The organism is Caballeronia sp. NK8 (genome assembly GCF_018408855.1).
In the GTDB taxonomy this organism is placed as follows: domain Bacteria; phylum Pseudomonadota; class Gammaproteobacteria; order Burkholderiales; family Burkholderiaceae; genus Caballeronia.
In genome coordinates, this window is record NZ_AP024322.1 from 1325901 (window position 1) to 1347995 (window position 22095).

Sequence of the window (22095 nt, forward strand, 5' to 3'; positions counted from 1 at the left end):
AGACGTGAGCACGCGCGTGCGAACAAAGAGAACGCACAAGGTGATGCCGCTGAGTCAGCGCATCGTGCTTGAGGCGCTGCGCCGTCGCCGTCATTCGACGATCGCCGCGGTTGCTGACGAACTCGAGAAGTCGCGGGACGCGATGAAGCATGTGTTCGTCACGCTGATTCGGCAAGGGTATATCGAACAGACCCGAAAGTCGGAGGCAGTCTGCCGTGGCCGTGTGCCCGCGATGTATCGGTGGACGGGCAAGTCATTTCCGTCGTCGAGCGAGATCCTCAGCAAGGCCGAGCAGGAGGCTCGCGCGGTGTCGGAGGCTGTTGTCGTGCTTCTTGCCGGCATCCAGGCCATGTGCCGTGTCGGGAGGATCGCCGCATGAAGCTCTACGTTGCGGGCCCGATGACGGGCTATCCCGAACTGAACTTTCCGGCATTCCACGCCGAGGCGGCGCGCCTGCGCGCTCTGGGCTTCGAGATCGTCAATCCGGCAGAGGTCGACGTCGGACCGAATCCGGCGTGGCTGGCGTGCATGCGTGCGGACATCAAGCTTCTCGTCGATTGCGACGGCATCGCGCTGCTGCCGGGCTGGGAACAGTCGCCGGGCGCGACGCTCGAGCACACGATCGCTCGCGGGCTCGGGCTGCGCGTGATGCAGGCCCGGCACATCTTCGGCCTGGCTGGCGACATGCCGGTCATCTCGCAGGAAGCCGTTATCGAGATGCTCGACGAAGCGGAGGCCGCGTGAAGCGCTCCACGCCGCTCGCGCGCAAGACGCCGATGAAGCGCTCGCCGTTCAAGACGGCGGACCGCGGGACGTCGCTGCGCCGCTCGGCGATGAAGGCGCGCGTGAAGAAACCGACCGTCGCCGAGGGCTCGAAGTATCTGGCGGCGTGTCGCGGTCAGCCCTGCTACCTGAACGTCAAGTGTCCGTGGACGGACTGGGCAGATCCGACCGTCGTCGACTGCCATTCGAACCAGTCACAGCACGGCAAGGGCGGCGCGCTGAAGGCGAAGCACTGGTTCACGGTGCCAGGCTGCGCGGCTTGTCACGAATGGCTCGACCGCAGCGGCGCGCCGTGGGAACAGAAGTGCGCGGCATTCGACGACGCGCTCGCGCGCTGGGAGCCGGTGCGCGCTCGAAAGATGCGTTTGAAGGAGGAAGAAGGTGCGGTGCTTGATTCGAATTCCGACGCACACGGGCTGGCGCACGCCGCGCGGCCGCAACGGGAAGCGGTATGCCATGGAGCCGTTCCAGATGACGGCGTCGCTGGAAACGATGGTGTATCGGCTGGCCTTGCCGAAGGTGCAGAGCAAAGACAGGCCGTTTGTCTGGGTTGATGCATGGATTCCCGAGGATCGGCGCGAAGGGATACCGATTCTCGATGACGCGTGGATAGAGCCCGGCGTGTACCGCATCAGGGCATACGTCGACGACAACAGAAAGACCTTGGGGCCGTTCCTCGCGAGCGGCATGAATGAGATGGATGTGAGAGAGACAGCATGAACACGCTACCCGCAGACTTCGATCCGCTTTTCGCCGCGCTCGGCATCCGCCGTCGCAATTGGACCCTGCCGCAACCCTCGAAGGTGACGAATTGAAAAAACTGATTTTGGCACTCGCATGCTTCTCCGCCTTGGCTGGCTGCAATGACGCTGATGTGGCGTCGCGGAATCTGTCGAAGGCCGCCGACAACTTCGAGATCAACCGGCGCGTCGTGTTCTACAACGGCATCACGGGCGAATACATGCTGAGCATCGAGGGGCTTTGCTCGCTCGGCAACGCGGACAAGAGTCGTGAGGTCACGATCACCTGCAAGACCGGCCCCGCCAACTTCAAGAAGCACTTTCTAGGGCTGTCTGACAACGTGACCTACTTTGTGGAGCAACTCGATGGGGCAAACGTCAGCACGTATCACTACAAGGTCATCTTCAAGCCCTCGGTGATCGTTCCTGACATCTCCATCAAGTAAGGAGCAGAGATGGCGTCCGACGCACAAGCAATCGTCTTCGTCCTGGTGTGGCCCTTCGTGTGCGCCGGTCTCATTTCGATCCATGTTCGGATGGGAGAGCGGCGGTGAGCATCGTTCGAAACAACCTAATGACGCAGCGGGGCTATACGCCCTACTGCGGGAGTGTGGACTGCGGGATCATGCCGCGCACGCGTTGGAACGGATCCCAGTTCTGCTGCAGCCATTGCGGATGGACGTCGCGATTTCCGGATGACTTCATCGCCGAATACAAGGCCAAGTGGCATGAGGAGCGGGCATGAACGTCGATCAACTATCGGGCGCGTGGCTCGACTACTGGACAGCGCGTGCCGAAGGCCTGCAGGCCGAAGTGAAGCGCGCATGCGGCGCGGACTGGTGCGAGATGAACGTCGAGAGGATCGGGCCGCTCCAGTATCAGCCATCTGGAAACTTGAGCATCTCTGCGCCGATCGCCCTGCGCCAGCGTTATTTGACCTATCCGCGTCTCCGCGATAACGGGGAACTCGAATGGCTCGCTGAGGCCCAGCTTAATCCGGACTTTCACGGGATTTTCGTGGACGAATCGCTGACGGTTGCGATTTGCAGGCTGCGCGTTGCAGAGGCGTTCGGATACGAGGTGCTGGTGTGAGGAGGTTCGAGTATCTCGATCCGGCAATCGTCCTCGAGCGAAAGCAGGAGGGCACGTGCTTGGGCTGTGTCCAACTCGTGCTATCTCGGTGGGGTGGGACCCGGAAGTACGTGTGCAGTAGAGGAAACCAGAAAGCGTCACTCGACTGGATCGAGATGCGCCGATGCAATAAATACGAGGCGGAGGTTGAATGAAGTTCGAGACGAACGAGGCGCGGTTCGACAACTGGGGCATGACGGTGCGTATGCCCAAGTTCCAGTCCGGAGTGTGCGCGCAGTGGGCGCAACTCTATGTCGCATTGCGCGACGCGAAGGAAGCGCCGCACGGAGTGACGCCGGTCGAGAAGGACGGCTGGCTCGTCGAGGCGGCTTGGTCGACGATGCCGAACCACGTGCACAAGTGGGTGCTGAAGTACACCTACGTTTGGAGGATGTCGCCGGAGCAGGTGCAAACGCGCATGCGCAAGCAACACAAGGCCGTGTTGCGCGGTCGGCAGTTCGAGATCGTGCTTGCTGAAGCAGAGGGATCTCTTCGCCAGCACATATCGAAGATTCATGCCCGCGCATTCATGAAGAACTTGCAAAAGACAGGTTGTAAACCAGCAGCAACCGTCCTATAATCGCGCCAGATTACCGAATCCGCCTCGCGCGTGAGCTTTCGCTTCCCGACTGGGAGGCGAAGTTGTCGGTAGAGAAAGCCCGCCACTGAGCGGGTTTTTTGCTTTCTCGAACACGTTCATGCGTGTCTCCTCGGCGGGGCAACTGCCCTGATTTGACGCCTCGGCTTATGCCGGGGCGTTTCCTTTTCGGAGGTTGCTATGCTGAAGTTCAATCCGGACACCAACGTCGTTTTCGACAACGACGAAGCGGCTGTCGCACCGATCCGCGAAATCACGCGCGACGAGATCCCTGATCTGATCGCGAACGGCGCGGGCGTTGACCCGAGCGCGAACGTGGGGGAGCAAACCTCGTCAGCCGTGCCGACGGCTGGCGATGCCCCGGCTGCTCAGGACCCGGCTGTGTCTGCGACCGGCTCGGATACGGCAGGTGAACAGGGAAACGCGGAGCAGACCGCTGCCAACGCTGCGGCGGTCGAACAAGGCGCTGGTTCAGATACGACATCTGCCGCGCCTGTGGATTCGGCATCGACTCCGGACGCCGGTGACGCGGGAAACGGCTCCGGCGCGAGTTCTGTCGACGCCTCTCCGGCGGTGATTTCTGACGCGCAAGCCGACCCCGGCGGCGCGGGTGCGGCTGACCTCAGCCCGACGCCGGCCGCGCCAAACCTCGATGCGCAAGCGCCGGCAGGCGTGTCGTCGAATGCTGTCCCTTTGGACGCTGGTGGCGCCGCTGATGCGGAGGCTGGCAGTGCTGAAGCGGGGGAGTCGGAGCTTTCTGCTGGCCAGAATGGGTCTGGCTCGGATGAGCATCCGCTGACCATCATCGGCGAGATCGAAGCGCTGGTTCGCATGATCGGAAACAGCGCCGTGCACGAGTATCAGCGCCTGATTCAGCGTCTGGCCGATCTGAAGAATCATCCGCAAGTGAAAGGTGGCGCGGAATAATGTCCTCGCCGGTCCGCATCAACGTTTCGGCGGACCTGCGCAGCCTGACGCGTGTTCTCAACGATCTTGAGAAGAAGCAACTGCCGTTCGCGTCTGCGCAGGCGCTGACGGCGGTTGCGAAGAACGTCCAGGCGGCCGAGAAAGCGGCCCTCCCGCAGGTGTTCGACCGGCCGACTCCTTTTACGGTCAATTCGATCGGCGTAAAGGCCGCGCGCAAGAACACGCAGGAGGCGTTGGTTTTCGTGAAGGACATCGCCGCCGCGTACCTAGCGCCGTATGAGTTCGGCGGCACGCACAAGCTGATCGGCTCCGGTAAGACGTGGCTGAACCCGAAGGATAGGGCGCTGCTCAATCAGTACGGCAACTTGAGCAAGTCGACGCTCAAGCGACTCGAAGGTAGGCCGGACATCTTCGTCGGCTCAATTAAGACCAAGAGCGGCGAGTCGATCGGCGGCGTCTGGCAGCGTCCGACCGACGTCAAGGCTGTCAAGACGGCAGGCAAGCGCGGCGTTGCGATGCGCGGCGTGAACAAGTCGGGGCATCTTAGATTGCTGATCCGCTTTGGCGATGCGCAGCCGGTAAAGCAGCATCTCGACTTCGGGAAGCGCGCGCGCGAAGTGGTTGCGGCCACGTATCGGCGTGAATTCACTGCGGCATTCGCGAAGGCTCTGGCGACCGCAAAACGGTAGGAAATCCCATGGCATTGATCAAACTGTCTGGCAGACATGCTGTCGGACGGCACGAGTTCGCCCTCGTGGATGACGACATGTTCGATTTCCTGTCGCAATGGAAGTGGAAAGCAAAGCCAAACGGTGCAGGCAATCACGTGTACGCCGTGCGCAACGTCGTCGAGAACGGCAAGAACCGCACGGTCAGGATGCACCGTCTCGTACTTGACTTGGATGCGAGCGACACGCGGGACGCCGATCACATCAATCGTGATGCGCTCGACAATCGCCGTGCCAACCTGCGTGCTGTCGATCGGCGCACCAATGTACTGAACACGACGTGGCATCAGCGCGTCGCGCCATGCATGCATTGTGGCGTGAGCGTCGCGCGCACTGTTAATCAAGCTCACGCGGACCGCCCGATGTCATGCGGTCGATGCGCGCTCGATAGGAAGCGTAAGGCGGCGCACTCGGCGGTCTGCTTCAAGACGTGCCGCGAATGCGGGGAACTCTTTACCTCGCGGCGTGCCGGGGCTCTCTTTTGTACTGAAGCCTGTCGATGTCGTGCCCGCTATAAGCGACGGCGGGTCCCATCCGCCCTTCTGAGCCCAGGGGCACTGCGCGCGCGCGATCTTTCTCTAGGCATGAAATTTCTAAATTTGGGTAACACCAGCGGGATATGAACCAGAGCGAGTTCGCGGCACTTCACAACGTCAGCCGTAAAACGGTCACGAAGTGGAAGGAGCGCGGCTGGCTTGTGTTTGCGGGCGATGAGGTTGATGTCGACGCGTCGAATGCGCTGCTGAAAAAGTATCGGCGGGAGGGCACGCCGGCTGTTACCCCCGCTGTTACCCAAGCGCCAGCGGGTAACAAACAAAAAACCGTTACCCAGGCGGCGAGCGAGGTAACGCTCGGCGAGCGTGAGAGCGCGGCGGACGCCGCAGATCGCATCTTGTCGGGCAACGTGCAGCTTCTCGACTTCGACGAAGCGCGCTGTTTCAAAGAGAACTATCTCGGGCTGAAGGCTCAGCTTGAATACGACCGCGATTCCGGTCTGGTGATCGACGTCGCCGAAGTGGCGAAAGCCGTCGGCACCGAATACGCCAAGGTCCGAAGCCGCCTGCTGTCGATTCCCGCGGAACAGGCTCCGCGTCTCCATCGGTGCAAGACGCCTGCCGAATTGCAGGACATGTTGCAGGAGGTCATCACAGAAGCACTCGAAGAACTCACTCGCGATGGAGCAGGCAACCCTAAATAGCACCCGGCGATACGCGCGCGGCTATGCGGCGTTGCGCGCGGGCCTCGTGGCGGCGCTGCGCCAGAACCTGACGCCGCCGCCGAAGCTGACACTGAGCGAATGGGCCGAGTGCTATGCGGTGCTTTCGCGTGAGACGAGTGCGCAAACCGGCCGCTTCCGAGCGTTCGGTTATCAGAGGGGCATGCTGGATGCAGTAACCGACCCCAGCGTCGAGAAGATCAGCGTGATGAAGTCGGCTCGCGTCGGCTACACCAAGCTGATGGATCACGCGGTCGGCTTCTTCATCCACCAGGATCCTTCGCCGATTCTCGTCGTGCAGCCGCGCGTCGAGGATGCGGAGAGCTATTCGAAGACAGAAATCGCGCCGATGCTGCGCGACACGCCGGTGCTCGCGGCGATCGCGGGCGATCAGAAGGCGAAGAACAGCGATCAGACGATCCTTGCGAAGACGTTTCGCAACGGTTCGAGCCTGACGCTTGTCGGCGCGAACAGCCCGGCGGGTTTCCGGCGGATCACGTCCCGCGTCGTGATGTTCGACGAGGTCGATGCATATCCGGTCGACGGCGCGGGCAACGAAGGCGATCAGATCGCGCTAGGCACGAAGCGGTCCGAAACCTTCTGGAATCGCAAGATCGTCCTCGGCTCGACGCCGACGGTGAAGGGCTATAGCCGGATCGAGAAAAGCTTTAGCGAGAGCGATCAGCGCTACTTTTTCGTGGCTTGCCCGCACTGCGGCGAGCATCAGGTGCTCGAATGGGGTGGTCCTGATACGCCCCACGGCATGAAGTGGGACAAGGACGAGCACGGCAACGGAATTCCGGACAGCGTCTACTACGTCTGTCGGCACAATGGCTGCGTCATCCAGGAGGCTGACAAGGCCGATATGGTGACGAACGGCGAGTGGCGTGCGACGAAGCCATTCAAGGGACATGCCGGCTTTCATATCTGGGCCGGATACAGCCTGTTCCCGAACGCGTGCTGGTCGAACCTCGTTGCTGAATGGCTCCGGGTGAAGGACGATCCGCTCGCGCGGCAGACGTTCATCAACCTCGTGCTCGGCGAGCCGTACGAGGATCGCGGCGATCGCGCGCTGAGCGAGACGCGGCTGGCGGCGCGCACGGAAGTCTGGGACGCGGAGGTGCCCGATGGCGTCGGGCTGATCACGGTCGGCGGTGACGTCCAAGACGATCGCGTTGAACTTGAGACGATCGGCTGGGGGCACAACGAGGAAAGCTGGTCGATCGACCACGCGGTCATCGAGGGCGACCCCGAGGGCGCGGAACTGTGGAAGCGCGTCGACGAGTATCTGAAACGCGTCTGGCGGCGCGCGGACGGTCGTGGCTTCGCTGTCTCCGCTGCTTGTATCGACTCCGGCGGTCATCACACCCAGAAGGTGTACGAGTTCGCGAAGGCGCGGCTCGGCCGTCGGATCTGGGCGATCAAGGGCGAGTCGGCACGCGGTGGCGCGCGGTCACCTGTGTGGCCGACGAAGCGACCGTCGTCGCGGACGAAATCGACGTTCCGACCGGTGATCATCGGCGTGAATGCGGCGAAGGACGTGATACGCGAGCGGTTGCGGCGCGATCCGGAAGACAACGATGGCGTGCTGACGTATCCCGCTGGGTACATGCACTTCCCGACGGACCGGGACATCAACTACTTCGCGCAGCTCATCTCGGAGCGCTCGGTGACGAAGTTCGCCAACGGGCAGAAGTTCCGGGTGTGGGAGTTGCCGCCCGGCCGCGCGAACGAAGCGCTCGATATTCGGGTGTACGGCTACGCGGCGCTTTGCGGCCTCATGCACATGGGCCTGAAGTTGAATCGGCGCGTCGAAGCAGTGCAGGCGGATCCGACTGATCTCGTGCCGCCTGCTCCGGAGACGCGGCAGGAGGTCGAGCTCGATGTCGTGAGCGCGGCGCGGCCGGTGCGTCCAGACGGCCCGATCATCAAACAGGCTCAACCTGAGAAACGCTCTCGGATTCGCCGGCTCGCCGGCTGAAGCATAGGAGAAGAATTTTGCGACGCTTCGACCCGAGCCGCAGCCTGCTCGCCGGCATGGATGAGACCGCGCTTCGGCAATCGCTCGCGCAGGCCCAGCAGATCTACATCCAGCTGTCGACCGGCGCTCAGGGCGAGTCTTACTCGTACACGCAGGGCGATGGCACTCGATCTGTCACCTACACCCGCGCGAATCTTGCGGAACTGGCCGCGGCGATCCAGTTGATGCAGGCGCAACTCGGCATCGTCGACTCGCCTCGCAGGGCAAACCGAATCACCTTCACACGGCGATAACGCATGGAATCGAACGTACAGCTCCTTGGTCCGGACGGGAAGCCGCTGCCGGAGCGCAAGAGCCGTGCGCTCGCGCTAAACGGCAGCTACAGCGGGTACGGCAGCACCAGCGCATTCGACGCAGCCGACATGTCCAGTCAGCACATGCGGGACTGGAATCCGGTGCTGTGGTCGCCCGATGGAGAACTCAACCCCTATCGAGACCGCATCGTTTCGCGCGTGCGCGACTTGGTGCGCAACGACGGCTGGGCGAGTGCGGCGGTCACGCGCACGCTCGACAACGTCATCGGCGCAGACTTTCGCCCGATCTCGAAGCCAGACCATCGCGCGCTCGCTGCGATGACCGGAAACAAGAAGTTCGATCACATGTGGGCGGATGAATTCGGCCGCGCGCTCGAAGCCGGATGGCGCACGTGGTCGGAAGATCCGGCGCACTTCTGCGATGCCCAGCGCAAGCTGACGATTCCGCAGATGATGCGCTTGGCATTCCGCCACAAGATCGTCGACGGCGATGCTCTGGCGATCCTCCAGTGGATGCCGGAGCGCCTGCCGCGCGGCGCGCGCTACGCGACTGTGCTTCAACTGATCGACCCTGACCGCCTGTCGAACCCGCAACAGAATTTCGACCGTCAGACGATGCGCGGCGGCGTTGAGGTCGACGAGTACGGCGCGCCGGTGGCGTATCACATCCGCAAGGCGCATCAAGGCGACTGGTTCAGCGGCGGAAAGCAGGTGACGTGGGAGCGAATCGCCGCCGAAACAGATTGGGGTCGTCCGATCGTCGTCCACGACTATGACTTCGACCGGGCGTCGCAACATCGCGGCGGCGCGGGCATCCTGACGCCTGTGCTGCAGCGGCTGAAGATGTTGATCAAGTATGACGGCACCGAACTCGACGCGGCGATCATCAATGCGATCTTCGGCGCCTACGTCACGAGCCCGTTCGACAAGCAGCTCGTGACCGAGGCGCTTGGCGACGGCGAAGACGCCGAGGCATACAACGGGTATCAGGACGCCCGCGCGGATTTTCACGACAAGACGGATCTTCGCCTCGGCGGCGCGCGGCTGCCGATCCTGTTCCCCGGCGAGACGATCAACACTGTGTCGGCGACTCGGCCCGCTGGAAACTTCGCGGAGTTCGAGAACGCCATGCTGCGCAACGTCGCGGCGGGCACCGGCATGTCGGCGCAGCAGATCACGCAGAACTGGGCGGACGTCAATTATTCCTCGTACCGCGCTGCGGCGCTGGAGGCGTGGAAGACGTTCGATCGCCGCCGCAGCGACTTCGGTCGCGGATTCGGCCAGCCAATTCTGTGCGCGATGGTCGAGGAAATGATGGACATCGGCGAGCTTCCGCTTCCGGCGGCAGCGCCCGAGTTCGCGATGGCGCGCGCGGCATATACGCGTGCGTGGTGGATCGGTCCGGGCCGCGGCTATGTTGATCCGATGAAGGAACGTCAGGGTGCCGCGCTCGGCATCGAGTCTGGTTTGTCGACGCTCGAAGACGAATCGGCGCAGCTTTCGGGCAACGATTGGCGCGACAACATCGATCAGCGAGCGGTCGAGATCCAGTACATCAAGGATCGCGGCATCCCTCTGCCGTCGACGCTGAAAGAAGACGCGACGGCGGACGAGGTTACACAGGAGCCGAAGGCGCAATGACATTGGAGAGGCTATGCACGGCCAATTGGCGTTTCTGAGCCAGCGGATGTTCAACACTCCGCTGGCGATCAAGCGAGAGAAGGCCGAAGTCGTTATGGCGTCTCTTGCCGACCGGCTCGGCATATCGCACATCGGGCGTCTTGATGGATCGACCATCAGCCCGATGGCGTTCGGCGCGTGGGACGAGGAATACGAGTCCGACACCCGTGCTGGCCGCGTTGTCGATCCCGGTTACGACATGATTGCCGACACCGGCATCGCGATGATCACCGTGCGCGGAACGCTCGTCCAAAAGCTCCGGTCACTGCGGCCGTACTCTGGGATGACCGGATACGACGGGCTTCGGCAGAGCATTCTGTCCGCTCATGCCGATCCGGGCGTGCGCGCGATCGTGTTCGACGTCGATTCGCCGGGTGGAGAAGTTGCCGGGTGTTTCGATCTCGCCGATACCGTGTACGGACTGCGCGGCGACAAACCGATGTGGTCGATCCTCTCCGAGTCGGCGTATTCGGCGGCGTACGCGCTCGCGAGCGCGACCGACAAGATCATTGTCCCGCGCACGGGCGGCGTGGGGTCTATCGGCGTGATCACGATGCACGTGGACTGGTCGAAGGCGCTCACGGCATCTGGCTACCAGGTCACGTTCATCACGTACGGCGATCGGAAAGCGGACTTTCATCCAGAGATTCCGCTCTCGAAGGAAGCCTTCGAAGCCGCGCAGGTCGACATCAACACCATGGGCGAACTGTTTGTCAGCACGGTCGCCCGCAACCGGAATCTCGCTGCCGATGCTGTGCGCGAGATGCAGGCCGCCTGCTTCATGGGCGAAAACGGCGTCAGCCGAGGGCTTGCAGACGCAGTGATGGCGCCAGATGCGGCGCTCCTGGCCTTGCTAGCCGAGCTGGCCTAAACAACACTCTCACGAGGTATGCAATGAGTTTGAAAAAGACCCTTGCGGGCGTGGCGCCGTTTGCCCACCTGCTGAGCCGTGCCGGCGCCGCGCGCGCCGAACAAGACGACGACGAGCGCAAGCAGCGTGAGGACGAGTCCGATGAGGACTATGCGAAGCGCATGGAAGAGCTCGACGACAAGGAAAAGGCCGAAGAAGAAAAGCGCAAGGAAGAAGAGGCCAAGAAAGCGAAGGCGGACGACGTCGACGGTGACGACACCGAGGCGGAGGACGGCGACGACGAAACCGACGACTCGAAGAAGGCCGCTCGCGCGACCGAGCGCGCACGCTGCGCGCGAATCATGGCGCACGGCATCGCGACCGGCAATGTCGAGCAAGCGGCGAAGTTCGCATTCAACACGAAGCTGTCCTCGGCGGACGCGATCACGATCCTCGGCTCGGGTGCGCAGGCGGCTGCTCCAGCAGTGGCCGCACCGGCTGCGTCGCAACGCAAATCGCTCGATGAGCGAATGGCTCACGCGCGCCCGGCGAATCCTGGTGCGTCGGCTCCTGCCGTGGCCGAACCGACTGCGGCCGACTTCATCGTTGCTGCGAGCAAGCGTCGCCGCGGCGAATCGTAATTCTTCCCCAAACCCGGAGATATTCAAATGGCATTGACTCCTACGACGGTGGGGGAGAACCCCCAGGTCCCGTCCGCATCCGCGCAAACCTTCGTTCCCGATCAACTGATCGCAGGCCCGAAGCAACTCGTCACCCGGAATGTGACGATCACCGGCGGGCCGTTCGTGCGCGGCACCGTGCTCGGCAAGATCACGGCGAGCGGCAAGTTCACCATCGCACTGTCGGCAGCGTCCGATGGTAGCCAGACGCCGACGGCGATCTTGGCCGATAACGCTGACGGCAGCGGCGGCGATGTTGTCGCCGGCGCGTTCCTCGAAGGCGAGTTCAACGTGAATGCGGTCACGCTCGGAACGGGTATCACCGCGACGGCCGCTCAGGACACGCTGCGCCCCCTCGGCATCCACCTCAAGTCCTCGGTCTCGGCTGCTGACCCGAGCTAAACCTCAACTGAACTGATGCGAAGGCCCCGCCACCGAGCGGGGCTTTTTCATTTGGGCCACACACTCGGAGAGAGCAATGCCCGGAAACCTGATTTACGACACCAACACGCTGATCCAGGTCGTCCAAAACCTGAAGATGGCGCAGAGCTGGCTGCTCGATCGGTTCTTCACGAACATGGTCGATGCGACCAGCGAGTTCGTCTCGATCGACGTCGACGTTGGCAAGCGCCGCATGTCGCCGTTCTGCTCGCCGCTGGTCGAGGGCAAGCTCGTCGAGAGCCGCCGCTACCAGACGAACACCTTCAAGCCGCCCTACATCAAGGACAAGCGTGCGCCGGATCTGCGCAAGCCGGTTCGTCGCATGATCGGCGAGCGCATCGGGGGCGACACGACGGCAGCAGAGCGCGAGGCGCAGAATCTGGCATTCGAACTCGAGGACCAGATCGACATGCTGACGCGTCGCATGGAGTGGATGGCCGCGCAAGTTCTCGTCACCGGCACGCTGACGGTGTCGGGCGAAGGCTTCCCGACGACGGTCATCGACTTCGGTCGCGACGGTTCGCTCACGATCGCCCTCACCGGCGGCGCGCAGTGGACTGCTGCAAACATCTCGGCTGGCACGGCCGATCCGACCGGCAACATCGAGGCGTGGCAGACCCAGATCCTGAAGTCCTCGGGCGCCGTCGCGACGGACATCATTTTCACGCCGAAAGCGTGGAAGGGCTTCAAGCTGGACCCGGTCTTGAAGGGCGCAATCCTGTACCCGGCGCTCGGCGTGAACGGCAATGCCCTAAACGTCGGCGCGCAAATTCAGCGCGGCGCAGTCGCGAAGGGCGTGTGGGGGCAGTACAACCTCTGGGTGTACAACGACTGGTACGTCGATGACAACAATGTCGAGCAGCCGATGTTGCCCGACGGCACGGTCATCATGACCGGTCCGGACCTGCAAGGCACCCGTGCATTCGGCATGATCATCGATCCGCAGCACAGCTATGCTGCGCTTCCTTTCGCCCCGAAGACGTGGGTGAAGGAAGACCCGGCCCAGCGTTTCCTGATGATGCAATCGGCTCCGATCATCATCCCGAGTCGCGTCAATGCAGCACTCGCTGCGACCGTGGCGTGAGGTGATTGATGGCTACCGAAAAAATCATTGAAGCCGTCGTCGCGCGCAATCGATCGATTCACGACCGAGTGAAGAGCGGCGACGAGATCGTCGACGTCGTCCGCACCGCAGGTCAAAAGGTGAAGCTGCCGGAGTCCGAGGTCAAGCGCCTGCGAGAGCTTGGCTACCTCGTCCCCGAGAAGGTCGAGGAAGTGAAGCTCGAAGGCGCGCAGATCACCGGCGGGCAGGTGTCGATCGACCACACGGAGTGAACGATGGACTGGGACGACATCGTCGACAGCAAGATCCTCGGCCCTCTGATGGCGCAGTTCGGGACGGCGATCACCTACATGCCGGCTGACGGTGGCTCGTTCCAGATCACAGGCGCATACGACAAGGCGTTCTTTGGCGTCGATCCGGTAACCGGGTCGACGGTCGTCACGCAGCAGCCGACGGTCGGGATTCAGTTTTCGCAGTTCCCCGTCGAGCCGCAGCAGTACGACACGCTGATGATCAACAAGACGGGCGAGCAGTGGCAGGTGCGCGAGGTCCATCTCGACGGCCACGGTGGCGGCCGTCTCATGCTCAACGTGATAGGGCAAACAGATGTCTGATCCGACTGGTCGCGCCGAGCTGCGCGGCGTGCTGCTGTCCATTCTCGAAACGGTGCCGGGTGTCAAAACGGTGATGTGTCCAGGCGACTGGAACGTCGTTTCCGCTAACACGCCGGCGATCAAACTGCGTCACGGAAAGGAAGAGAAGAAGTCGATCGGCAATGTCGGTCAGACGGCGTTCACGACCACTGCAGCGTTCGAGATCGTCGTTGAGATTACTGCGAAATCCGGTCCGGCTGCGCAACTGCTCCTGGATTCGCTCACCTCAGACATCGAGGCGGCGATTTTCAAGAGCATTCCGCTTCGGAATCTGGCTCAGGACTTTCCGGCTTGCCATACGACGACCGAGATTAGCGCGGAGGGCGGCCCGCATACGGGGGTTGCCTCGATCCTCCTCGCGGTCGAGTTCTATGAAGCGTTCGCGCCTGACATCAACACCGAGTTGCTCGGAGTGAATGTCACGGCAGACCTGACGAACGTTGCAGATCCAGGCGGCACCTATCCGAATCCGCCTTTCCCAAGTGCCGTGAAACCGGCGCCGCGGACAGAAGGGCCTGACGGTCGCGCGGAAGGCACCGTCAACGTTCAATTTTCTCAATAGGAGCGACGAATGATCGTCAAACCTGCACCGGGCCTCAAAGTGCGGCATCCGGACACGAAGCAATTCCTGCCGCCCGAAGGCCTCACGGTGCCGGACGGCGACATTTTCTGGACGCGCGTCGCCAACGATGGCGATGTGGAAATCGTCGAAGAGGGCGAAGCCACGGACCAGTCGATGCAAAGCGCACCGAAGGATCAACCTGCGCTGCCCGCGCCCGTCGATGAAGAGGACGACAAGCAATGATCCCGTTCAAGAATGTTCCACAGAACATCCGCACGCCGCTGTTCTTTGCGGAACTCGACGCCTCTCACGCGAACACGGCGACCGCAAATCAGCGCGCGTTGCTCATCGGCCCGATGCTTTCGAGTGGTATCGCGACGCCGAACGTGCCGCTGATCTCGTCGGGCGTGGGTGACGCTGGCGTGCAGGCTGGCGTCAATTCGGTCCTCGCGCTGATGACACAGGACTATCGCAAGAACGATCAGTTTGGCGAACTCTGGTATCTGCCGGTTCAAGATGCCGCGGGCGCCACGGCCGCGACGGGCTCCGTCGCATTCACGTCTGGCCCGACTGCGAACGGCACGATCTCGCTGTACGTCGCCGGCCAGTTGGTCACCGTGCCGGTGACCGCCGGCATGACGGTGTCGCAGGTCGCAACCGCCGTCGCTGCCGCGATCAACCTGATTCCGCAGATGCCCGCCACCGCCGCGGCTTCGACGGGCACGGTCAATCTGACGGCCGACAACAAGGGGCTCGTCGGTAACGACATCGACATTCGCTTCAACTACGGCGGCACGCCAGCCGGAGAGGCGCTTCCCGTCGGGCTCGTGGCGACGATTACGGCGATGAGCGGCGGCGCAACAAACCCGACGCTTTCGACGGCGCTTGGCAATCTGATGGATCAGCCGTTTGACTTCATCGCGTGCGCATTCACGGATGCGACATCGCTCGATGCGATCAAGGCGTTCCTGAATGACCAAACGGGGCGTTGGAGCTGGCAGTATCAGATTTACGGCCACAACTTCGTCGCCTATCGCAGCACATGGGCAGGCCTAACGACTTTCGGCGCGACGCGAAACAATCAGCACGAAACCGTCATGGGTTTCTACGATTCGCCGACGCCGGCCTGGCAGATTGCCGCGCAGATCGCCGCTGCGACGGCAGTTAGCGTGCGCGCCGATCCCGGTGTGCCGATGCAGACCGTCGTTCTGCAGGGCTTCCAGCCCCCGCCGCTGCAATCGCGTTTCAACCTGAGCCAGCGCAATACGCTGCTGTACGACGGTATCTCGACGTTCACGGTGGCTGCTGACGGTACCGTCGCGATCGAAAACCTGATCACGACGTATCAGACGAACGCCTTCGGGCAGCCGGACAACAGCTATCTCGAAATCGAGACGATGTTCCAGCTGATGTACGTGCTGCGTCGCATGAACACCATGGTGACGACGAAGTACGCGCGCGTGAAGCTTGCCGCAGACGGCACGCGCTTCGCGCCCGGGTCCAATATCGTCACGCCGTCGGTCATCAGGGCGGACCTGATCGCGCTCTATCAAGAGATGGAATACGACGGGCATGTTCAGAACAGCGACGCATTCGCAGAGGCGTTGATCGTCCAGCAGAATTCGCAAAATCCGAATCGGCTCGACGTTCTCTGGCCGGGCACCCTCATCGATCAGTTGCGGATCTTCGCGCTGCTCGCCCAGTTCCGTCTGCAGTAACGGTCCAGCAACGGTTTGCGCCACCTTCGGGTGGCGTTTTCATTTTAGGGAGAGCCAGCAATGGCCAACACGCAAAACCGGATCGCCGGGACCGCTTACCTGACCGCCGACGGTCAGTCGTTGTCCGTCGCGGGCGATTTCGAATACAACCCCAGCAAGGTGACGCGCGCGACGCTCACCGGCCAGAGTGGTGTCGACGGCTACAGCGAGAAGCCGCGCGCCGGTCAGATCAAGGCCACGCTTCGCGATATGGCCGGTCTCTCGCTCGCGGCGCTGAACGCGATGACGAACGTGACGATCGTCGTCGAGCTGGCGAACGGCAAGGTCATCATCGGCCGCAATATGTGGACGGTGGACGACCAGAGCGCGAAGGCGGAAGACGGCACCGTGCCGGTGACGTGGGAAGGCCCTTCGGTCACGGAGAACTGATCGATGAGTGACACGAAGAATATCCAACTCCGCAAGCCGGTTACAGTGGGCAAGGATGCGGCGGCGCGCACATTCGACTCCCTCACGCTGCGCGAGCCGCGTGCCGGCGAGTTCGAATCGGCCGAGAAGATGGCCATGAAGTGCGGTTACGACGTTGCGCTCGTCTCGCTGGTGTCCGGCGTTCCAGTCGATGCAGTCGACCTGATGGGTGTGACCGTCGTCGACGAGGCAATGGACTTCTTCGCCACATTCGCCCCAGAAGGCATGGGCGAAGAGTTCGTCAGCGACGATGAAATGCGGCTTGAACTGCGCGTGCCGGCGAAGGTGGGCGATGGCGAGGACGCGCCGAGCTATGCCGCGCTGAATCTGTCAGAGCCGACTAACCTGCAACGCCGCAAGGCCGGACAGGCGGGCGGCCAATGGGCAGCTGTGGTTTCGCTTGTCTCTCGCAATGCCGGCGTGCCCATAGCGGCAGTGCGCTCGATGTGCGCACGCGACTTCCTCGAGGCGGCAAAGTACTTCAAGGGTTTTCAGGGGCGCCACAAAGCGATGTCGGACAACGACTGATCGCTGAAGTGGCGCTTATCCCTCAAGGATGGGAAGAATGCATCGAGGATCTTGGTCATGCGATGGGCTGGCGGGATCCCGATGCTGCCTGGAACATGACATGGACTGAAACGCTCCGGCGCGTCGAGCATGCGCAGAGAATTCTGAAGAATAAGGGGTAGCGGTGGCGAATCAGTTTCAGATTGTCATCTCGGCAGTCGATAACGCGACGGCCACCGTCCGCAAGGTCAATAACGCTTTCGCCACGATGATGGCGCCGGTGACGGACCTCGGTAAATCGCTCTCTGCATTCGGGAAAGAAACCGGCATCGAGAAAATCGGCAAGTCGCTGGTGAGTCTGGGCCGAACGGCGGTTGACACTGCTCGGAGCATTCTCACCATTCATCCGGCGCTTGCTGCGCTGTTGAGCGTCGGCAGCGTCGCGAGCATCGCAGCATTGGCGACTGGATGGGGTCGTACGGGGCAGGAGATTTCGCGCACGTCGTCTCTCGTAGGCATTTCGACTCGCGATCTTCAGGCCTATCGTGGAGCGGCCAAACTGGCCGGCTTGTCGAGCGAAGACATGAGCTCGGGGCTGCAAAGCCTCGGCGACACGTTCCAAGGCGCGATGTTCGGCCGCGCGCCGGAAGCGCTGGCGATCATGAGCGCTTACGGCGTGTCGATGCACAAGCTGAAAGATGGCTCGGTCGACACGACGCGCGCGCTGTCGGACGTGGCGTCGATGATCCAGCGTAACTTCGCCGGCGGCGGGAACATCGAAGGCGCCCGCAAGATCGCGCAGGCGTTCGGTGTTGAATCGCTCCTGCCGATGCTGATGAAGGGTCCGGAATACATCCGGAAGATGGTGGACGAAGCCCAGAAAATCGGCTTCGTGATGGGCCCCGAGCAGATCAAGAACGCCGAGGAGTACGCGAAGAACATCTCCGCGATGGATCTGGCCGTGGATGGCCTGAAGAACAGCGTCGGCAACGCGCTGATTCCCGTGCTTCAGCCCCTCATCGTCGAGTTGAGCGGCTGGGTGTCGCAGAACCGCGAGCTGATTGCGACGCGCGTCAGCGACTTTGTGCGTGATCTCAGCAACTATTTGCGCGGCATCGATTGGAAGGCAATCACTGGCGGCGTCGAGAAGTTCGTTCAGAACGCGAACGACGCAGCTCAGGCGGTAGGGGGCTGGAAGGTCGTGCTGATAGGTCTCGCAGCAATCAAGCTCACCGGCGTGATTGCGGATGTGGTCGCGCTCGCCGCGGGCATCACCAAGTTGACGGCGGCTGGGACGGCTCTGGCGGGCAGCGCTTTGATGCGCGTGCTCGGTCCGCTCGCACTGCTGTTTCATAGCAAAGACCTGAACGTCGGCGAGGACGAACGCCTGAAGGCGATTCGTGAGAAAGAGAAGCAGTTTGCGGCCGCCGGCATTGACCCTAGCACGTACGATTTCAACGGGCCGCTCAACCGCGGCGGAAAGGGTGCTCCTGACGAGCAGCCCGGCACGATCATGCAGGTTCCCGGCGATGACGGGATGAGCATCGCGGAGATTCCCGCGGGGGTCGTGGGCGCGGATTCGACGAATCTTTTCGCCGCGCTGGAGAGGAAAGAAGGCCTCAAGCCTGGCACGCTGGATAAGTACTGGTTTGCGGAGTCGTCGCGTGGCGTGAACATGCGATCGCCCGCCGGAGCGAAAGGGCACTTCGGCTTCATGGATCCGACAGCCAAACAATTCGGCGTCACCAACCCTGATGACCTTGCGAACTCGGCGGCCGGCGCCGCTCGTTTTCTGCACTACCTCTATGGAAAGTATGGGGACGACGACCGACGTGTCGCGGCGGCGTACAACTGGGGTGAAGGCAACGTCGACCGAAAGGGGCTTGGAGCCGCTCCGGCCGAAACGCAGGCCTACATGAACAAGATCGCTCCTTCGATTTACGGTAGCGGCGGGAGCGCGGTCGCTGATGCCGGAGCGAACGGCGCGGTCGCCATTGGCGGGGCGGCAGGGGGCGGTACGGTGAAGGTGGACATCAATCTGCGCGGCGCGCCGCGCGGCACAACAACTCAGGTCAGCTCGTCTGGGAACGTTGAGCCACGCGTCGGCACGCGCGAAGCGGCGGGAGGAGTGTTATGAGTATCGCGAGCGGCGCGGGAGCAGTGCTCGGCACGGCGTCGGGCATCCAGAATCTGGCGCATTCGCTCGCGGCTCGTCTTGGCGGATCGGCGCAGACGTACTTCCAACAGCTCAACGTTGCGAAGTTTCGTGGCGTACGATTTGTCTCGCTCGGCGGCGCGTCGACGTTCGGCCGTCGCGTGGACGTTCACGAATACCCTTACCGGGACAAGCCGTGGGCCGAGGATCTAGGGCGGGCAACGCGGCACTTCGCGATTTCTGGCTATCTCGTCGGTGACGACGTCATCCAGCAGCGTGACATGATGATCGCCGCCTGCGAACTCGACGGCGTCGCGACGTTGATGCATCCGACGTTCGGCGAGTTGGACGTCACGCTTTTGCAGTTTCGTACCATTGAGCGATGGGACAAGGGTCGGTACTTCGAGCTTGAGTTCGAGTTCGTCGAGGCAGGCCAGAAGCTGTTCCCATCGTCGTCTACGAGCACGATTTCCGGTTTGCTGGAGGCGGTGCTCGGCGCCAATGCTGCTGCAAGCCTGGATTTCGTCACGAATGCACTGACGACAATCTCGGTCGGCGCCGCGGTTCTCGGAACGTACGTCTACTCCGCGCTCGGCTGGTACACCACAGCGAAGAATGTTGTGGTGGACGCGCGTAATCTGTTCCGCCTGCTCACGAACTTGCCTGGTGACTTTGGCCGCTTTGCTGGCGGCTCTGCCGTCCCAGCGTTCAGCACGACCGGTGAAGTGTCGAACTCGCAGAATACGGTGTCTTCGCTGACGGCTCAGGCTGTAACGAATCGGGCAGTGGTGGATTCAGCTGGCACTGCGCTGATGAGCGCCGCAGCGGCGATGAGTGCGGCGGGCGCTGCGAACTATGCGGCAGCTGCGGCTGACCTCGCCGCGGCGGTTCTAGCTGCGGCGCCCGCGCCGGATGATGCAGTCCGGCTGTTGATCTCGCTGTCGTCGTACTCGAACACCAACCCGACGACATCGTCGAATATCGGCATTGCGATGGCATCGGCGCAAGGTGCGGCGTCGGATCTGTTTCGGCGCGCCTGCGTGGCGGCCGTCGCTCAGGCGTCGTCGCAATATCAGCCGACCTCAAGCGACGATGCCGCGGCGATGCGCGATACGGTGACGGCGCTCATCGATGCGGAGATTGTGATTGCGGGCGACCAGGGCGCGGACAACACCTACGACGCCATGAAGACGCTGCGGGCGGCGGTGGTCGCCGACTTGAATACGCGCGGCGCCGCGCTGGCGGCAATGAAGACGTTCCAGTTCGCGGCTAGTTTGCCTGCGCTAGTGCTGGCTAATCGGATGTACCGCGACGCGGCGCGCGCTGACGAGATCGTCGGAGAGGCTAATCCGGTTCATCCGGCGTTCATGCCACTGTCGTTCAAAGCGTTGTCAGTTTAGAGCGCGCTGGATCGTCGTCATCTTCCCGTTGACGCACTTGGTGACGACCTCGACGCGCTTGATGTACACGCGGCCCTGCGCATCGGTAACCGCGTGCTGCATCATGCCGCCGGTCGGCCACTGGCAGGTCGGATTGGTCATATTGCCGTTCGCGTCAAGAATCGGCGCGACGTCGCGGTGATCGAATTCGACTGCCTCCCGCACTTGGTTTGCTTTCCCGTTGGCAACAGTAGTACCAGCGATTTGAGGGTCATTCGATCCCCAGTTTGATGCCTCGAAGCGGAAACCTTTCGGAAAATCGCGGCAACCGTTTTCGCGGCATGAGGTGGCGTGATCCGCAGTAATTTCAAAGACTGGGTTTGCGGAACTAAAAACAGGAACCGCCGCAAGAGCGAGCGCTATAACTTGAATTTTCACGGGGCCATCCTTGATCGACGATCTGAGTTTAGAACTGAATAATATCCGAGTGTCGGGTTGGACTAGAATCCGCGTTACGAGGGGTATCCAACGCCTCACTTCCGATTTCGACATCGAACTCACGGATCTTGATCCTGACACACTGAGTCAGATAATTGCGATCCCTGGAGAAGCCTGTTCGGTTCTCCTCGGTATCGACAAGGTGGTGACCGGTTACGTCGATGCGGTGATGCCGTCGATTTCGATCGCAAAACATGCGATACGAGTGCGCGGAAGAGGAAAATGCGCTGACTTGATTGATTGCAGTGCGGAATGGCCTTCCGGGCAAATTTCTGGTTCGAACGCGTTGCAGATCGCGCAGAAGTTATCGGACGATCAGTACCACATAAAGGTTACATCTGATGGTAACGACGGACCGTCGATTCCGTTGTTTTCGATTTGCGTAGGCGAGACGCCATTTGACATCATTGAACGCGTGTCTAGATATGCCGGGTTGCTCGCGTACGAATTACCAGACGGAAATCTATATCTTTGCCGCGCGGGTTCGGGTCTGATGTCATCGGGTGTCGCGCAAGGCGTGAATGTTGAAAGCGCTGTCTTCGAGTGGTCGTCAGACCAACGCTACTCGGTCATCGGCGCTTATCAGCAGACGATGATGACGGCGGGTGACTATGGCGCGAACCTCGGGCCGATAGCAATCGCTGAAGACAAGACAGTTGGCCGCAATCGAAAGCTTTATTTTCAGAGCGAGCAAATCATTTCGGGCTTCGAACTGGCCAAGGCACGTGTCGCATGGGAGCAATCTCGTCGCGCGGGCCAGTCGCAGGTCGTGCGCGTGACAGTCGATAGCTGGCGCGACTCGGCAGGCACGCTCTGGGAGCCGAATTCGCAATTGCGCGTCGACCTTCCGATATTGAAGATTCCGAAAGGCACGATGATGCTGATTGCCGAGGTGACGTATCGTCGCGACGAGAACGGCACGCACGCCGATCTGCTTCTGATGCCGCCGAGTGCGTTCACGCCGGAGCCGATCATCCTGCAGAACATCGCGCCCGACACTGTTCTGGGCGCTAATCGATAGAC

Annotated in this window: 27 protein-coding genes and 1 pseudogene; 27 read left to right on the forward strand and 1 reads right to left on the reverse strand. The window is 62.0% G+C overall.

Going from position 1 to position 22095, the window contains the following annotated elements; genetic code table 11:
- Window positions 1-4: 4 nt before the first annotated feature.
- The 26 genes and pseudogenes from NK8_RS06330 (at window position 5) to NK8_RS06455 (ending at window position 20595) form a co-directional block, all read left to right on the forward strand.
- Entirely contained in the window at window positions 5-379 is a 375-nt protein-coding gene (locus NK8_RS06330) for a hypothetical protein (protein WP_213228148.1), read from the forward strand.
- Entirely contained in the window at window positions 376-744 is a 369-nt protein-coding gene (locus tag NK8_RS06335; RefSeq protein ID WP_213228150.1) for a DUF4406 domain-containing protein, read from the forward strand. The genes NK8_RS06330 and NK8_RS06335 overlap by 4 nt, the downstream gene beginning before the upstream one ends.
- Before the next feature lie 32 nt (window positions 745-776).
- Window positions 777-1145 (forward strand): annotated as a pseudogene (locus tag NK8_RS06340) (hypothetical protein); the annotation flags it as partial.
- Window positions 1146-1657: 512 nt separating this feature from the next.
- The gene (locus NK8_RS06345) at window positions 1658-1969 is read left to right on the forward strand and encodes a hypothetical protein (protein WP_225936215.1); all 312 of its coding nucleotides are present in this window, start codon (window positions 1658-1660) and stop codon (window positions 1967-1969) included.
- Between the two features lie 295 nt (window positions 1970-2264).
- Entirely contained in the window at window positions 2265-2615 is a 351-nt protein-coding gene (locus tag NK8_RS06350) for a phage protein NinX family protein (RefSeq protein ID WP_213228154.1), read from the forward strand.
- Window positions 2616-2805: 190 nt separating this feature from the next.
- Window positions 2806-3234, forward strand: a complete 429-nt coding sequence (locus NK8_RS06355) for a hypothetical protein (protein WP_213228156.1) — start codon at window positions 2806-2808, stop codon at window positions 3232-3234.
- 198 nt (window positions 3235-3432) lie between these two features.
- Window positions 3433-4179 (forward strand): hypothetical protein, encoded by a 747-nt coding sequence (locus NK8_RS06360; protein WP_213228676.1) that lies wholly within the window; start codon window positions 3433-3435, stop codon window positions 4177-4179.
- Complete coding sequence (locus tag NK8_RS06365; protein WP_213228158.1) at window positions 4179-4868, forward strand: hypothetical protein; 690 nt, start codon at window positions 4179-4181, stop codon at window positions 4866-4868. Before NK8_RS06360 ends, NK8_RS06365 begins: the two co-directional genes overlap by 1 nt.
- An 8-nt stretch (window positions 4869-4876) precedes the next feature.
- Window positions 4877-5530, forward strand: a complete 654-nt coding sequence (locus tag NK8_RS06370) for a hypothetical protein (RefSeq protein ID WP_213228160.1) — start codon at window positions 4877-4879, stop codon at window positions 5528-5530.
- Complete coding sequence (locus tag NK8_RS06375) at window positions 5527-6105, forward strand: hypothetical protein (protein ID WP_213228162.1); 579 nt, start codon at window positions 5527-5529, stop codon at window positions 6103-6105. The genes NK8_RS06370 and NK8_RS06375 overlap by 4 nt, the downstream gene beginning before the upstream one ends.
- On the forward strand, window positions 6083-8104 hold the full coding sequence (locus tag NK8_RS06380; protein WP_225936216.1) for a phage terminase large subunit family protein: 2022 nt from the start codon (window positions 6083-6085) through the stop codon (window positions 8102-8104). The genes NK8_RS06375 and NK8_RS06380 overlap by 23 nt, the downstream gene beginning before the upstream one ends.
- Window positions 8105-8121: 17 nt before the next feature.
- The gene (locus NK8_RS06385) at window positions 8122-8397 is read left to right on the forward strand and encodes a gpW family protein (protein WP_225936217.1); all 276 of its coding nucleotides are present in this window, start codon (window positions 8122-8124) and stop codon (window positions 8395-8397) included.
- Window positions 8398-8541: 144 nt separating this feature from the next.
- Complete coding sequence (locus NK8_RS06390; protein ID WP_301549872.1) at window positions 8542-10059, forward strand: phage portal protein; 1518 nt, start codon at window positions 8542-8544, stop codon at window positions 10057-10059.
- 13 nt (window positions 10060-10072) lie between these two features.
- Window positions 10073-10969, forward strand: coding sequence for a S49 family peptidase (locus NK8_RS06395; RefSeq protein WP_213228166.1), 897 nt, complete (start codon window positions 10073-10075; stop codon window positions 10967-10969).
- Between the two features lie 23 nt (window positions 10970-10992).
- Window positions 10993-11589, forward strand: a complete 597-nt coding sequence (locus NK8_RS06400; RefSeq protein ID WP_213228168.1) for a hypothetical protein — start codon at window positions 10993-10995, stop codon at window positions 11587-11589.
- Between the two features lie 27 nt (window positions 11590-11616).
- Window positions 11617-12030 carry a head decoration protein gene (locus NK8_RS06405; protein ID WP_213228170.1) on the forward strand — a complete coding sequence of 138 codons (414 nt, stop codon included), beginning with the start codon at window positions 11617-11619 and terminating at the stop codon, window positions 12028-12030.
- A gap of 76 nt (window positions 12031-12106) precedes the next feature.
- Complete coding sequence (locus NK8_RS06410; RefSeq protein ID WP_213228172.1) at window positions 12107-13153, forward strand: major capsid protein; 1047 nt, start codon at window positions 12107-12109, stop codon at window positions 13151-13153.
- 8 nt (window positions 13154-13161) lie between these two features.
- Window positions 13162-13404, forward strand: coding sequence for a hypothetical protein (locus NK8_RS06415; protein WP_213228174.1), 243 nt, complete (start codon window positions 13162-13164; stop codon window positions 13402-13404).
- A 3-nt stretch (window positions 13405-13407) separates the two neighbouring features.
- Window positions 13408-13746, forward strand: a complete 339-nt coding sequence (locus NK8_RS06420; RefSeq protein WP_213228176.1) for a hypothetical protein — start codon at window positions 13408-13410, stop codon at window positions 13744-13746.
- Window positions 13739-14347 (forward strand): hypothetical protein, encoded by a 609-nt coding sequence (locus tag NK8_RS06425; protein ID WP_213228178.1) that lies wholly within the window; start codon window positions 13739-13741, stop codon window positions 14345-14347. Before NK8_RS06420 ends, NK8_RS06425 begins: the two co-directional genes overlap by 8 nt.
- A 9-nt stretch (window positions 14348-14356) precedes the next feature.
- On the forward strand, window positions 14357-14590 hold the full coding sequence (locus tag NK8_RS06430) for a DUF2635 domain-containing protein (protein WP_213228180.1): 234 nt from the start codon (window positions 14357-14359) through the stop codon (window positions 14588-14590).
- Complete coding sequence (locus NK8_RS06435) at window positions 14587-16065, forward strand: phage tail sheath subtilisin-like domain-containing protein (RefSeq protein WP_213228182.1); 1479 nt, start codon at window positions 14587-14589, stop codon at window positions 16063-16065. Before NK8_RS06430 ends, NK8_RS06435 begins: the two co-directional genes overlap by 4 nt.
- A gap of 60 nt (window positions 16066-16125) precedes the next feature.
- On the forward strand, window positions 16126-16494 hold the full coding sequence (locus NK8_RS06440) for a phage tail tube protein (RefSeq protein ID WP_213228184.1): 369 nt from the start codon (window positions 16126-16128) through the stop codon (window positions 16492-16494).
- A gap of 3 nt (window positions 16495-16497) precedes the next feature.
- Window positions 16498-17061, forward strand: coding sequence for a phage tail assembly protein (locus NK8_RS06445; protein ID WP_213228186.1), 564 nt, complete (start codon window positions 16498-16500; stop codon window positions 17059-17061).
- A gap of 163 nt (window positions 17062-17224) precedes the next feature.
- The gene (locus NK8_RS06450) at window positions 17225-19177 is read left to right on the forward strand and encodes a lytic transglycosylase domain-containing protein (protein WP_213228188.1); all 1953 of its coding nucleotides are present in this window, start codon (window positions 17225-17227) and stop codon (window positions 19175-19177) included.
- Window positions 19174-20595 (forward strand): DNA circularization protein, encoded by a 1422-nt coding sequence (locus NK8_RS06455; protein ID WP_213228190.1) that lies wholly within the window; start codon window positions 19174-19176, stop codon window positions 20593-20595. The genes NK8_RS06450 and NK8_RS06455 overlap by 4 nt, the downstream gene beginning before the upstream one ends.
- Here the strand turns inward: NK8_RS06455 and NK8_RS06460 are convergent.
- Entirely contained in the window at window positions 20587-21012 is a 426-nt protein-coding gene (locus tag NK8_RS06460) for a hypothetical protein (RefSeq protein ID WP_213228192.1), read from the reverse strand. The two genes, NK8_RS06455 and NK8_RS06460, sit on opposite strands and share 9 nt — an antisense overlap.
- Window positions 21013-21022: 10 nt before the next feature.
- Between NK8_RS06460 and NK8_RS06465 the strand changes: the two genes are divergently transcribed.
- Window positions 21023-22093, forward strand: coding sequence for a phage baseplate assembly protein (locus tag NK8_RS06465; protein ID WP_225936218.1), 1071 nt, complete (start codon window positions 21023-21025; stop codon window positions 22091-22093).
- The last annotated feature ends 2 nt before the right edge of the window (window positions 22094-22095 follow it).

Excerpts from the sequence above, each read along its gene's own strand:
- NK8_RS06430 (WP_213228180.1), top strand. The coding sequence starts at position 14,357 with ATGATCGTCAAACCTGCACCGGGCCTCAAAGTGCGGCATCCGGACACG.
- NK8_RS06395 (WP_213228166.1), top strand. The coding sequence starts at position 10,073 with ATGCACGGCCAATTGGCGTTTCTGAGCCAGCGGATGTTCAACACTCCG.
- NK8_RS06390 (WP_301549872.1), top strand. The coding sequence starts at position 8,542 with ATGCGGGACTGGAATCCGGTGCTGTGGTCGCCCGATGGAGAACTCAAC.
- NK8_RS06440 (WP_213228184.1), top strand. The coding sequence starts at position 16,126 with ATGGCCAACACGCAAAACCGGATCGCCGGGACCGCTTACCTGACCGCC.
- NK8_RS06365 (WP_213228158.1), top strand. The coding sequence starts at position 4,179 with ATGTCCTCGCCGGTCCGCATCAACGTTTCGGCGGACCTGCGCAGCCTG.
- NK8_RS06380 (WP_225936216.1), top strand. The coding sequence starts at position 6,083 with ATGGAGCAGGCAACCCTAAATAGCACCCGGCGATACGCGCGCGGCTAT.
- NK8_RS06415 (WP_213228174.1), top strand. The coding sequence starts at position 13,162 with ATGGCTACCGAAAAAATCATTGAAGCCGTCGTCGCGCGCAATCGATCG.
- NK8_RS06370 (WP_213228160.1), top strand. The coding sequence starts at position 4,877 with ATGGCATTGATCAAACTGTCTGGCAGACATGCTGTCGGACGGCACGAG.
- NK8_RS06400 (WP_213228168.1), top strand. The coding sequence starts at position 10,993 with ATGAGTTTGAAAAAGACCCTTGCGGGCGTGGCGCCGTTTGCCCACCTG.
- NK8_RS06360 (WP_213228676.1), top strand. The coding sequence starts at position 3,433 with ATGCTGAAGTTCAATCCGGACACCAACGTCGTTTTCGACAACGACGAA.
- NK8_RS06375 (WP_213228162.1), top strand. The coding sequence starts at position 5,527 with ATGAACCAGAGCGAGTTCGCGGCACTTCACAACGTCAGCCGTAAAACG.
- NK8_RS06445 (WP_213228186.1), top strand. The coding sequence starts at position 16,498 with ATGAGTGACACGAAGAATATCCAACTCCGCAAGCCGGTTACAGTGGGC.
- NK8_RS06455 (WP_213228190.1), top strand. The coding sequence starts at position 19,174 with ATGAGTATCGCGAGCGGCGCGGGAGCAGTGCTCGGCACGGCGTCGGGC.
- NK8_RS06405 (WP_213228170.1), top strand. The coding sequence starts at position 11,617 with ATGGCATTGACTCCTACGACGGTGGGGGAGAACCCCCAGGTCCCGTCC.
- NK8_RS06355 (WP_213228156.1), top strand. The coding sequence starts at position 2,806 with ATGAAGTTCGAGACGAACGAGGCGCGGTTCGACAACTGGGGCATGACG.
- NK8_RS06350 (WP_213228154.1), top strand. The coding sequence starts at position 2,265 with ATGAACGTCGATCAACTATCGGGCGCGTGGCTCGACTACTGGACAGCG.
- NK8_RS06425 (WP_213228178.1), top strand. The coding sequence starts at position 13,739 with ATGTCTGATCCGACTGGTCGCGCCGAGCTGCGCGGCGTGCTGCTGTCC.
- NK8_RS06435 (WP_213228182.1), top strand. The coding sequence starts at position 14,587 with ATGATCCCGTTCAAGAATGTTCCACAGAACATCCGCACGCCGCTGTTC.
- NK8_RS06420 (WP_213228176.1), top strand. The coding sequence starts at position 13,408 with ATGGACTGGGACGACATCGTCGACAGCAAGATCCTCGGCCCTCTGATG.
- NK8_RS06335 (WP_213228150.1), top strand. The coding sequence starts at position 376 with ATGAAGCTCTACGTTGCGGGCCCGATGACGGGCTATCCCGAACTGAAC.
- NK8_RS06410 (WP_213228172.1), top strand. The coding sequence starts at position 12,107 with ATGCCCGGAAACCTGATTTACGACACCAACACGCTGATCCAGGTCGTC.